Raw genomic sequence first — 12,214 nt, 5'->3', positions numbered from 1 at the left:
TCTTCTATTGCGATCGCGAGTTCCTCGTCCATTCCTCCTTTCAAAGCATAGATTCTCCCCATGACACCCTGAAGTTCTGGAAATTCGTACACCACCTTGGAAGCGATATCTGCTTTGCACACTGACGCCACCTTCAACACCTTGTCAGTGAAATCCTCAGGAAATTTCAGCTCCTCGCATATCTTCCTAGAGATCTTCACAATCCTTTCCACCTTGTTGTACAGTGTGCCGAGCTTTTCTTGAAATACGATTTCCTTCAGCTTTTCATTCATCTCTTCGAGAGAAATCTCCAGATCCTTGTAAAAATAGTAACGAGCGTCCTCCAAGCGGGCATTTATCACCCGCTCGTACCCTTTGACAACGTTCTCAGGAGGCTGGGGACCATCTTGGAAGACCACGAAGAAATTCGTCAATCTGTCTTTGCGAGCAATGAAAGCCCTCTGATGGTGTTTCACAGCTGTGACGATGATTTCCTCTGGGAGTTCGAGATACTTCTGGTCAAACTGTCCCACAAGAATCTTTGGGTACTCTGTTATCGCAACGATTTCATCGATGAGATTCTCATCGCGTTCCACTTTCATCTCGTGACTCTTCTCGAAATCTTCCAGCTGTTTCAAAACACTTCTCTTTCTCTCTTCATGTGAGGCCATCACGTATTCCGACCTGAGAACCTCGTAGTACTCATCCGGGGTGGCTATCTCAAGGGAACCGGAATGGTATCTCTTTCCATAGGAAAAGTGCGAAGCCTTCAGACCAAAGAGAGTAAGCTCCAGGATCTTGTCGTTCAGCATGGCAACGATCCAGTGAACGGGTCTCACGTACTCGTACTCCCCACTCCCCCACCTCATGGGCTTTTTGAAACTCATTCCCAGCACAAGATCCTCAAAGACCTTCGGAAGCACCTCTTCAAGAGTTTTCCCCTCTATTTTCCTCGAGATGTACACATAGCCATCCTTTTCCACGATATCCTCAAAAGAGGCGTTGTTCTTCTTCAAGAATCCCTCCAGAGCTTTGGTGGGAGCACCCTCCTTATTGTAGGCTACGTTCAAAGGAGGACCTTTTTTCTCCTCCACGAAACCTTCCTGTTTTTCCGGAAGACCACGGAGAAGGACACCAAAACGCCTGCTACCAACGAATACCTCCACCGAATCACATAGAATTCTGTTTGCTTTTAGCAACTCTTTTGTTTTCGTTTCGAGCTGTTCTAGAATACTATGAAATTCACTCGCCGGAAGTTCTTCGAGTCCGATTTCAAGCAGGGCTGTTCTCATGCTCCTGCACCTCCAGGAAGACTTTTGCGACCTTCCGCGCCATCGCCTGGATTCTCTTCACGTACGCCTGTCTCTGAGACACGCTTATCGCTCCTCGAGCGTCCAAAAGATTGAAAGTGTGCGAACACTTCAACACGTAATCGTAAGCGGGAAGATAGAGCCTCTTCTCTATGAGTCTGTAGAACTCCCTTTCAAATTCCTCGAAATGTCTAAACAGAAGGTCCACATTTGCTTCTTCGAAATTGAAGAAGGAAAATTCTCTCTCGTTCTCAAGAAAAACATCTCCGTATTTTACGTGCTCGTTCCACTTCACCTCGAAGATGTTGTTGACCCCCTGCAAATACATAGCAATCCTTTCAAGGCCGTAGGTGATCTCGAGAGGTATTTCCTTCAGGGAGATACCGCCTATCTGTTGGAAGTAGGTGAACTGCGTGATCTCCATGCCATCCAACCACACTTCCCACCCAACTCCCCAAGCTCCAAGTGTGGGAGATTCCCAGTTGTCTTCCACGAACCTCACATCGTGTTTCCTGAGGTCCACACCCAGGTATTCCAGAGATTCCAGATACAGCTCCTGAGAGTTCCCAGGGGAAGGCTTTATTACCACCTGATACTGGAAATATCTTTGAAGCCTGTTTGGATTTTCACCGTACCTCCCATCAGCTGGCCTTCTACTAGGTTGAATGTAAGCGACCTTCCACGTTCCCTTTCTCAAACTCCCAAAGAAGGTTGCAGGATGAAAAGTTCCAGCACCCACCTCCAAATCGTAGGGCTGCTCCAGGAGGCATCCTTTGGAAGCCCAGAATTCGTTCAGTTTCATTATCACGTCCTGAAGGTACATCGTTCACTCCCCTTCCTTCACAGCTATGGCTTCTATCTCTATCTCCACGTTCTTTGGAAGCTGGGCGACTGACACGAAGGATCTGGCGGGTTTGTGTGAAGAGAAGTAACGCGAGTACACCTCGTTGACCTTTGGAAAAAAGTCGATACTGGTGGTGAATATCGTCACCTTCACCACGTCTTCCAAAGAAAATCCCCCAGCTTCCAGAATTGCTTTCAAGTTTTCCAAGACTTGCTCTGTTTTTTCTTCGATGGTACCATCCACGATCTCACCCGTTTTGGGATCCACAGGGATCTGTCCGGAGACGAACATCATGTTACCAACGACTATCGCCTGAGAGTAGGGTCCTATGGCCTTAGGTGCCCTGTCGGTTTCGATCACACGTTTCATTTTCTCCCCTCCATCTGAAAACAGGTTTTCTCGAGGCGAGCACCTCGTTCACCCTCCGAACGGGCGTTCTGTGAGGAGCACTCTTCAAAACACCTGGATTCTCGAACGCCTCCTTAACCACCTTTTCGAGGATCTCAGCGTATCTGTCCAGCGTTTCCTTGCTCTCTGTTTCGGTGGGTTCTATCATCAGCGCCTCGGGAACTATCAAGGGAAAGTACACCGTCGGTGGGTGGACACCGTAGTCCAGGATTCGCTTCGCCAGGTCCATGGTTCTGACACCTGTTTTTTTGAACACCTCTTCAGCACTTGCTACAAATTCGTGCATACAGAAACCATCGCAAGGTACTTTCAGGAATCCAGAGATCTTTTTTTTCAAATAGTTTGCATTCAGAACGGCCATTTCGCTTGCTCTCTCAAGTCCGTCCTTTCCCATCGTCAGGATGTAACTGTAAGCTTTGACAAGAACGGGGAGGTTCCCAAAGAAGCTCCTCACGCGCCCTATGGTCTTCTTCGGAACGGTGAACTTGTAATGATCCCCTTCTTTCTCTACATTCGGGAACGGCAGAAAATCCACCAGATATCGCTTCACACCGACAGGTCCAGAACCAGGCCCTCCCATGCCATGTGGCGTAGAGAACGTCTTGTGAAGGTTCAAATGGACGATGTCGAACCCCATGTCACCTGGTCTCACCTTACCCATGATGGCGTTGAGATTTGCCCCATCGTAGTAAAGCAGAGCTCCACTCTCGTGGGTCAGTTCTGCTATCTTCAGAATATCTTTTTCGAAGAGGCCAAGCGTGTTGGGATTCGTGAGCATAACTGCTGCGACTTCATCGTCCAGATGAAATTTCAGATCCTCCACGTCTACAATACCATCTTTGCTCCTTATCTCCACCACCTCGAAGCCCACCATGGAGGCAGATGCGGGGTTCGTCCCGTGTGCGGAATCTGGCACCAGTACCTTCCTTCTCTTTGTATCACCTCTATCGTTGAAGAACTTCTTCACTATTAGCATTCCCGTCAGCTCGCCGTGGGCACCCGCAGCGGGCTGCAGTGTCATGTCGTCCATTCCAGTGATCTCACAGAGCATCGTCTTCAGATCGTACATCAATTGCAGGCATCCCTGAAGTGTTTCTTCAGGCTGGTGAGGATGAATGTTTTTGAATCCTGGAAGGCTCGCCACCTTCTCGTTCAGTTTGGGGTTGTACTTCATGGTACACGACCCAAGGGGGTATATCCCCACATCCACCGCGTAGTTCTTGCGGGCGAGTTCAGTGTAATGTCTCACAACATCGGGTTCGCTCACCTCTGGCAATCTCAGAGGTGTTCGGCGGGTAAGACACTCCGGAAGAGGGTACTCTGGCACTTTCCTTTTCGGAAGATTGAAGGCCCTCCTTCCTCTTTTCGATTTATCGAATATCGTCATCCCATCGCCTCCAGAAGTCTTTCGATGTCGTCCTCAGTAATCACTTCCGTAGCACACGCAAGGGCTGTGCCACTCAGTTCGGGGTACACCTTTTCCAAAGGCAGAGGTCCCAAGATCTTTCTCTTCATCATCTTTTTCCATTTTTCAGGATAATCTTCGGGAACTTTGAAAACGAACTCGCTGAAAAAATCGCTCGAAAACTTCTTTCTAAAGCCCTTCTCTTCCAGCTTTTCTTGAAGATAGTGTGCTGCATCGTAAGAGCGCTTTGCCACTTCCTTCAGGCCTTCTGGCCCCATAACACTCAAGTACACGGACGCGATCAAGGCAGCGTGGGCGTGGTTCGAGCAGATGTTGGAGGTGGCTTTTGAGCGCCTTATATGCTGCTCTCTGGTTTGAAGGATCATCGTGTACGACACGTTCCCCTCCACATCGACGGTCTCCCCTATCAGTCTTCCAGGCATCTGTCTGACGTACCTTTCCCTCGTAGCGAAGATGCCGAGAGAATACCCTCCGAGCCACATCGGTATTCCCAGAGATTGCCCCTCTCCAACGACGATATCTGCTCCAAAACTTCCTGGAGGTTCCAGAACTGCCAGTGAAACAGGTTCTACAACAACCACTATCAGGGTGTTCTGTACCCGTCTTCTCACATAGTCGAGATCCTCTATCACCCCGAAAAAATTCGGATACTGTACCACAACGGCCGCCGTTTCATCGTCGATTCCTTCGAGAACAACTCTTCCCGCCTCGTCATATTCTGCTTCTACCATCTTGAAACCGCGAGTTTCGAGGTAAGTTTTGAGAACTTCCCTGTACTCCGGATGAACCGACCTGGCAACAAGGACCTTTTCTTTCTTTGTCAGGCGGAAACACATCAGAACGGCTTCGGCAAGAGCTGTTGCTCCATCGTACATAGAGGCGTTTGCCACTTCCATCCCGGTCAACTCACAGATCATGGTCTGGTACTCGAAGAGCGCTTGGAGAGTTCCCTGGGAAACCTCCGCCTGATAGGGTGTGTAAGCTGTCAAGAACTCCGGTTTCATGGCCAGATCATAAACAACCGATGGAACGTATCTTTTGTACACACCCGCCCCTAGGAAGACGGAGTACTCTTCAAGATCCACATTTTTCTCAGAAATTCTCTTAAGTTGATCGAAAACGGTGAACTCGTCCTGAGATTCCGGGAGGTTTAGAGAAGATCTCGTGGAGTTCGGAATCCCAGAGAACAGATCTTCTATGGATGAAACCCCTATAAAATCAAGCATCTCACGGATATCCTCTTCTGTGTGGGGAATGTAAGGATACTTCAACTCTGGGCACCTCCAAGAGACTCACTTCTGTTCACAAAGCTTCCTGTACGCTTGCTCGTCGAGGAGATCTGCCAGCTCGCTCTCGCCGGAGATCTCCATCTTGAAGATCCAGCCCTCTCCTTCTGCGTCTTTGTTTATGAGCTCGGGTTCAGACTCGAGCCTTTCGTTAACCTCTGTGATTTTTCCACTGAGCGGTGCATAGACATCTGCAGCAGCTTTCACAGACTCTATACTGGCCACAACGTCTCCCTTCTTCACCTCCTTTCCTACCTCTGGAAGATCCACGTAGACCACGTCTCCGAGTTCTTCCTGCGCGTGGTTCGTGATACCGACGGTCGCCGCTTTCCCTTCGATTTCGACCCATTCATGAGTTCTGGTGTACTTCTTCATTTTCACGCCTCCCTCCTCACACTTCCTCTGTAGAACGGTTTTTTCACAACGCGGGCTTCCACGTTCTTTCTGGGAAACGTAACTTCCAGCCGATCTCCGGGTTTCACGGATCTGGATACGAGAGCCAAAGCTATGGATTTCCCAAGAACAGGTGAAAAGTTCCCACTCGTTATCTTTCCTATTTCCTTTCCTTCCTTCAAAACACTGTAGCCCTTCCTTGCGATCCTCCTTTCCGAAAGCTCCAGTGCTACAAGTTTTCTTCCGACTTTTTCTTTCAATCTGAGCAGTGCTTCTTTTCCTATGAAATCCTTGCTCATCTTCACCACCCACGAGAGTCCCACCTCGAAGGGGCTGGTGGTTTCATCCATGTCTTGCCCGTAGAGAAGGTAGGTTGCTTCTAGGCGGCACACATCCCGAGCTCCCAAACCTGCTGGTCTTCCATCAACGGTATTCGCTATCTCCAGAAGCACATCCCAGATCTTCGTAGCACTCTCTGCTTTCGCCATCAACTCGAACCCATCTTCTCCTGTATAACCCGTTCGAGAGATGAGGACATTCTTACCATCGAGTTTTCCCCACCGAAACGAGTAGTAACCGATTCTCTCCAGATCGACATCCACAGCTCTCTGAAGGATTTCCTGAGATTTCGGCCCTTGAAAAGCTACAAGTGCGGTCTCATCAGAAACATTTCTCACTTCGACTTTGAACCTCTTCGAATGCGATCTTACCCACTCGAAGTCTTTTTCAATGTTCGCCGCGTTCACGACCATGATAGCTCTCTCATGAGAGATCTTGTACACTACAAGATCGTCGAGGATTCCTCCCACTTCGTTGCACATTACGGTGTACATCGCCTTTCCTTCGGGAATGGAGGAAAAATCGTTCGTCACGAGGAAATTCACAAAAGGTTCCGTATCCTGGCCTTCTACAACTATCTCCCCCATGTGCGAAACATCGAACATCCCCACTACCTTTCTAACTGATTCCACCTCTTCGAATATGGAGGTGTAATATAGGGGCATGATCCAGCCTGCGAAATCAACCATTTTCGCCCCCAGAGCAACGTGCTTCTCATAGAGAGGGGTCTTTCTCATCCCTGTATCCCCTCCAGAACCTTCTTCGCCTCTTCCAACAAGTTCTTTGGTACTTTTATCTGAACGAGAGCAGATGAACCGAAGATAGCCCGGGGGGTCACATCGTCGCACGTTTCAATTATGTACGGTATGCCACATTCCTTCAAAAGATCTTCCACCATCCTGATTTCCAGTTCGTTCCCCTCGATTAAAATCTCCCACTCCAAAGTTTGAAACCTCCTTACACTATGATTCACGATGTGTTAACGTTCCACGGAAGTGGTAAATTGACATAGGAACCCCAAACAGATTTTATCACCTTCTTCTATATATGCTAAACTCTCAATTGGGGCTAATAAATTAACTCTCGGGGAGGACGATAGCCTTGAAAAAAATAGCGGTACTCACAAGTGGAGGAGACGCCCCTGGTATGAACGCAGCAGTGCGAGCGGTTGTGAGGTACGGGGTCAAAAACGGATTAGAAGTTATAGGTGTGAGAAGAGGCTACTCTGGCCTCATAGACGGTGATTTCGTGAAGCTCGAGTACAAGAATGTTGCAGGGATCACAGAAAAGGGTGGTACGATACTGAGGACTTCGAGATGTGAAGAGTTCAAGATGGAGGAAGGTAGGAAAACAGCGGCGAAGCAGTTGAAAAAGCACGAAATAGAAGGTCTGATCGTCATCGGTGGCGAAGGGAGTCTCACGGGAGCGCACCTTCTTTATGAAGAACACAATATACCCGTCGTCGGGATTCCCGCGACCATAGACAACGATATCGGACTCACCGACATGTGCATCGGAGTGGACACATGTCTGAACACCGTCATGGACGCTATTCAGAAACTGAAAGACACTGCAAGTTCACACGAGAGAGCGTTCATCGTGGAGGTCATGGGAAGACATTCGGGTTATATTGCACTCATGGCAGGTTTGGTAACGGGAGCGGAAGCCATCATCGTACCAGAGATACCCGTGGATTATTCTCAGCTCGCCGACAGGATACTTCAGGAAAGAAGAAGAGGAAAGATAAACAGTATCATCGTTGTCGCAGAGGGTGCGGCAAGCGCCTACACTGTCGCAAGGCACCTCGAATACAGAATAGGTTACGAAACGAGGATCACGATACTGGGTCATGTTCAAAGAGGTGGTTCTCCGACAGCGTTCGACAGAAGACTAGCGCTGAGCATGGGAGTGGAAGCTGTCGAAGCCCTTCTAGACGGCGAAGTGGATGTAATGATAGCACTCCAAGGCAGCAAGTTCGTCAGGGTTCCCATAATGGAGGCCCTTTCGGCCAAGAAGACTATTGACAGGAAACTCTATGAAATAGCACACTTGCTTTCATGAAACGAGGTGAAAGTAGTGAGGAGCACCAAGATCGTTTGCACGGTCGGACCGAGGACCGACAGCCACGAAATGATAGAAAAAATGATAGATCTTGGAGTTAACGTTTTCAGAATAAACACTTCTCATGGCGATTGGAACGAACAGGAGCAGAAGATTCTGAAGATAAAAGATCTGAGGAAAAGGAAGAAAAAACCGATAGCGATCGTGATCGACCTTGCAGGTCCAAAGGTTAGAACAGGTTACCTCGAGAAAGAGTTCGTGGAGCTGAAAGAGGGCCAGATCTTCACACTGACCACAAAGGAGTTTTTGGGGAATGAGAAGATTGTTTCCGTCAATCTGAGGACGCTCCCAAGGGACGTGAAGAAAGGAGATACCATCTTGTTGAGCGATGGGGAGATCGTTCTTGAGGTACTCGAAACAACAGACACGGATGTGAAAACGGTTGTGAAAGTTGGCGGGAGAATCACGCACAGAAGAGGTGTGAACGTTCCAACCGCGGATCTCTCGGTGGAATCCATCACCGATAGAGACAGAGAGTTCATTGAGCTTGGTACGCTTCATGATGTAGAATTCTTCGCGCTCTCTTTCGTAAGAAGGCCAGAGGACATTCTCAAAGCAAAGGAAGAAATCAAAAAGCACGGAAAAGATATCCCCATAATCGCAAAGATAGAAACGAAGAAGGCTCTAGAACGTTTGGAGGACATAGTAAAGGTGAGCGACGCCGTCATGGTGGCTCGAGGAGACCTGGGTGTAGAGATCCCCATAGAAGAGGTACCCATCGTTCAGAAAGAGATCATAAGAATTGCGAAATATTACTCCAAACCCGTTGTGGTGGCCACACAGATTCTTGAATCGATGATAGAACACCCATATCCGACTCGTGCGGAGGTCGCAGACATAGCGAACGCCATCTTCGACGGTGCGGATGCTTTGCTTTTGACGGCCGAAACTGCTGTTGGAAAGTATCCTCTGGAGGCAATAAAAGTCCTGAGCAAGGTGGCTGAAGAGGTGGAGAAGAAGTTAGAGTTCTTCAGAACTCTGGAATACGATACAAACGATGTGTCTGAGGCCATTTCCCATGCGTGCTGGCAACTCTCCAGATCTCTGAAAGCGACGTTGATCATCACTCCCACTATCTCCGGAAGCACGGCCATCAGGATCTCGAAATACAACGTGCCACAGCCTATCGTGGCGCTGACTCCCGAAGAGAGGACCTATCACAGACTCTCCATCGTCAGAAAGGTGATACCCGTCCTCGCCGAAAGCTGCTCACAGGAACTGGAGTTCATCAAAAAGGGTCTGAGGAAGATCGAAGAAATGGGATTGGTTGAAAAGGGAGATCTTGTGGTCCTCACTTCTGGTGTGCCCGGGAAAGTGGGAACGACGAATACTATAAGGGTGTTGAGGGTAGAGTGAGGAGGGATCGATATGAAGATCACCTGGTTCGGCCACGCATGTTTTGCCCTGGAGATTGAAGGGTTGACCCTCGTCACCGATCCATTCGATGAAAGCGTGGGCTATCCCATTCCAAACGTGTCAGCTGACGTTGTCACTGAAAGCCACCAGCACTTTGATCACAACGCTCACCATTTAGTGAAGGGAAACTTTCGGTTGATCAACAGTCCCGGAAGCTACACCGTGAACAGTGTGAAGATAAAGGGAGTAGAGACATTTCACGATTCCTCACACGGAAGAGAGAGGGGTAAGAACATCGTCTTCGTTTTCGAAGGTGAAGGGCTGAGGGTCTGTCACCTGGGTGATCTGGGACACGTGCTCACACCGTCTCAGGCGGAAGAAATAGGAGAAGTCGACGTGCTACTGGTTCCGGTTGGGGGGACGTACACCATAGGTCCACGGGAGGCAAAGGAAGTTTCAGAGATGCTGAAGGCAAAACTCATTGTTCCCATGCACTACAAGACGAAATACCTGAAGTTCAACCTTCTGTCCGTCGACGAGTTCTTGAAACTGTTCGAAAAACACGAGCGCGTCGGAAACATCCTCGAGCTCTTCGAAAAACCCACCGAACGGAAAATTATCGTCATGGAGGTGCAGTGATGATAAAGGTGTTGATAGACGAAGAGACATTAAAAAAGAGGGTGAAGGAACTCGCTCAGGAGATAGAAGAGTATTACAGAAACAAAACGGATACCATTCACGCTGTATGTATTCTGAAGGGTTCCATACACTTTTTCAGCGATCTTGTACTGAACATGAGGAATCTGAACGTCAAGTACTCCTTCATCCATGTATCAAGCTATCAGGGAACCTCTTCAACGGGAAGAATCAGGGTGAAATCCTGGATCGACGAATCCATACACGACGAGTACGTGCTTCTGGTGGAAGACATAGTCGATACAGGCCTCACTCTTCAACACATAGTTCGATACCTGAAGAAGTACAATCCCAGAGACTTCAAAATAGTGACTCTCATAGAGAAAACCGTGCACAATCACGGTGTTCCTCTGGACTTCGTCGGTTTCAGAGTGGATGACAAGTTCCTTATTGGGTATGGTTTGGACGTGGATGAAAAGTTCAGAAACCTCCCGTACATAGGCTATGTGGAATAAGGGTTTCATTCTCATCTTCGCCCTGCTTGTTCTCTTGATAGTTTCTCTCATAGTGCTTCAGATACTTTACATCCTCTCCTTTCTGGTGGGGTGAATTCTTCTGCCTGTACTTCTGGAAGAGTTTCTCGACGAAGTCGAGCGTATGTTGAAAGACCAGATCAGCGAAAAAAGGATTCTTCAACTCCAGAAGGAGCTGGATGATCCTCTACTGGAAAATGAAGACCTACAGAGCAAGCTTCGTGCCTTTGTGGATTACGTGAAAGAGATTCCTCACCTTCCTGAACCGAGGAAGAGATACAGAATCGAAAAGACGTTCGAGATGATAGAAAAGCTCAGAAAGTGGTATCTCGTTGAACATCTGGACTGCTCTTCACAGGAAAGGATAGATCTATCAACGAACGTCCAGTACGCCAGGGGAGTGGGACCCGGCAGAAGGAAGAAGCTCAAAAAGATTGGAATAGAAACCCTGAAGGATCTTCTCGAATTCTTCCCCAGAGATTACGAAGACAGAAGGAAGATACTGAAGTTGAACGAGCTGATACCTGGAAAGAAGGTGACAACGCAGGGAAGAATCTCGAGCGTGGAGAAGAAGAAGTTCCAGAACATGAACATACTGGTGGCTGTCCTGTCCGATGGATTGATACACGTGCTGCTGAAATGGTTCAACCAGGACTTTCTCCACAACCAGTTGAAGCAACTCGTCGGCAGGGAAGTCTTTGTGACGGGAGTCGTGAAGATAAACCCCTACACCAATCAATACGAAATCCACAACGCCGAAGTCCTTCCAAAGGAGAGAGAGATCATTAGGCGGATATTCCCCATCTACCGTTTGACCTCCGGAATCTCACAGAAGCAGATGAGAAGGATATTCGAGGAAAACATACCCTCCCTCTGTTGCTCGCTGGAAGAGACCCTTCCAGAAAGGATAATAAAGAAAAGAAATCTACTCAGTATAAAAGACGCTTACTTTGGCATGCATTTTCCGAAGACTCTCTATCACCTTGAAAAGGCCAGGGAAAGGCTGGCCTACGAAGAGCTGCTCATGTTGCAGCTTGCCTTCCAGAAGGTGAGGAATGAAAGGGAAAAGCACGGAGGAATTCCAAAGAGGATAGAAGGGAAGCTAGCGGAAGAGTTCATAAGATCTCTACCTTTTCAGCTCACAAACGCTCAAAAGAGGGCACACGAGGAAATAAGGAAGGATATGATCTCTGAAAGGCCAATGAACCGCCTTCTTCAGGGAGATGTGGGCTCGGGAAAAACGGTGGTCGCTCAGCTTGCCATCTTGGACAACCACGAAGCTGGTTTTCAGGCCGCCCTCATGGTTCCAACATCCATCCTCGCGATACAGCATTACAGAAGAACTGTCGAGAGTTTCTCCAGGTTCGATATCCGAGTGGCACTTCTCATCGGAGCGACCTCCTCATCGGAAAAAGAGAAGATAAAATCGGGGTTGAAGAACGGTCAGATAGACCTGGTGATAGGAACACACGCTTTGATACAAGAAGACGTACGCTTTAAAAACCTCGGCCTTATTGTAATAGACGAGCAACACCGATTCGGAGTAAGGCAGAGGGAAGCCCTCATGAACAAGGGCCGTATGG

The 12,214-nt window shown here is 48.5% G+C and carries 13 protein-coding genes; 5 read left to right on the top strand and 8 right to left on the bottom strand.

What is annotated here, in order from left to right; translation table 11 throughout:
• From glyS to J7K79_RS01990, 8 genes are all read right to left on the bottom strand, one after another.
• Nucleotides 1–1,271 (bottom strand): glycine--tRNA ligase subunit beta (gene glyS / locus J7K79_RS02025; RefSeq protein ID WP_296904597.1); only part of this gene is annotated, 1,271 nt, incomplete at its 3' end.
• Nucleotides 1,252–2,112: a glycine--tRNA ligase subunit alpha gene (locus J7K79_RS02020; protein ID WP_296904595.1), complete on the bottom strand. Its 861-nt coding sequence runs from the start codon at nt 2,110–2,112 to the stop codon at nt 1,252–1,254. The genes glyS and J7K79_RS02020, both read right to left, overlap by 20 nt.
• Nucleotides 2,113–2,115: 3 nt before the next feature.
• Nucleotides 2,116–2,502 carry a RidA family protein gene (locus J7K79_RS02015; protein ID WP_296904593.1) on the bottom strand — a complete coding sequence of 129 codons (387 nt, stop codon included), beginning with the start codon at nt 2,500–2,502 and terminating at the stop codon, nt 2,116–2,118.
• Nucleotides 2,468–3,928: an aminomethyl-transferring glycine dehydrogenase subunit GcvPB gene (gcvPB, locus tag J7K79_RS02010; RefSeq protein ID WP_296904592.1), complete on the bottom strand. Its 1,461-nt coding sequence runs from the start codon at nt 3,926–3,928 to the stop codon at nt 2,468–2,470. Before gcvPB ends, J7K79_RS02015 begins: the two co-directional genes overlap by 35 nt.
• Nucleotides 3,925–5,238 (bottom strand): aminomethyl-transferring glycine dehydrogenase subunit GcvPA, encoded by a 1,314-nt coding sequence (gcvPA, locus tag J7K79_RS02005; RefSeq protein WP_296904590.1) that lies wholly within the window; start codon nt 5,236–5,238, stop codon nt 3,925–3,927. Before gcvPA ends, gcvPB begins: the two co-directional genes overlap by 4 nt.
• Nucleotides 5,239–5,259: 21 nt before the next feature.
• Nucleotides 5,260–5,634 carry a glycine cleavage system protein GcvH gene (gcvH, locus tag J7K79_RS02000; protein WP_296904587.1) on the bottom strand — a complete coding sequence of 125 codons (375 nt, stop codon included), beginning with the start codon at nt 5,632–5,634 and terminating at the stop codon, nt 5,260–5,262.
• Nucleotides 5,631–6,722 (bottom strand): glycine cleavage system aminomethyltransferase GcvT, encoded by a 1,092-nt coding sequence (gene gcvT / locus J7K79_RS01995; RefSeq protein WP_296904585.1) that lies wholly within the window; start codon nt 6,720–6,722, stop codon nt 5,631–5,633. Before gcvT ends, gcvH begins: the two co-directional genes overlap by 4 nt.
• Nucleotides 6,719–6,928: a DUF2007 domain-containing protein gene (locus J7K79_RS01990; protein ID WP_296904583.1), complete on the bottom strand. Its 210-nt coding sequence runs from the start codon at nt 6,926–6,928 to the stop codon at nt 6,719–6,721. The genes gcvT and J7K79_RS01990 overlap by 4 nt, the downstream gene beginning before the upstream one ends.
• A gap of 158 nt (nt 6,929–7,086) precedes the next feature.
• Here J7K79_RS01990 and pfkA point away from each other — a divergent pair, with 158 nt between their 5' ends.
• The 5 genes from pfkA to J7K79_RS01965 form a co-directional block, all read left to right on the top strand.
• On the top strand, nt 7,087–8,046 hold the full coding sequence (pfkA, locus tag J7K79_RS01985) for a 6-phosphofructokinase (RefSeq protein WP_296904581.1): 960 nt from the start codon (nt 7,087–7,089) through the stop codon (nt 8,044–8,046).
• 15 nt (nt 8,047–8,061) lie between these two features.
• A complete protein-coding gene (gene pyk / locus J7K79_RS01980; protein ID WP_296904579.1) occupies nt 8,062–9,462 on the top strand; it encodes a pyruvate kinase in 1,401 nt (466 codons plus the stop codon).
• Nucleotides 9,463–9,474: 12 nt separating this feature from the next.
• On the top strand, nt 9,475–10,101 hold the full coding sequence (locus J7K79_RS01975) for an MBL fold metallo-hydrolase (RefSeq protein ID WP_296904577.1): 627 nt from the start codon (nt 9,475–9,477) through the stop codon (nt 10,099–10,101).
• Nucleotides 10,101–10,613, top strand: coding sequence for a hypoxanthine phosphoribosyltransferase (hpt, locus tag J7K79_RS01970; RefSeq protein WP_296904575.1), 513 nt, complete (start codon nt 10,101–10,103; stop codon nt 10,611–10,613). Before J7K79_RS01975 ends, hpt begins: the two co-directional genes overlap by 1 nt.
• Nucleotides 10,614–10,755: 142 nt before the next feature.
• Nucleotides 10,756–12,214: DEAD/DEAH box helicase (locus J7K79_RS01965; protein ID WP_296904573.1), on the top strand; the 1,459-nt coding region annotated here is incomplete at its 3' end.

Origin of the sequence: Thermotoga sp. (genome assembly GCF_021162145.1) — a bacterium.
Lineage (GTDB): Bacteria > Thermotogota > Thermotogae > Thermotogales > Thermotogaceae > Thermotoga.
The sequence above is the reverse complement of the archived record's forward strand: the minus strand, read 5'-3'. Positions and strand labels throughout refer to the sequence as shown.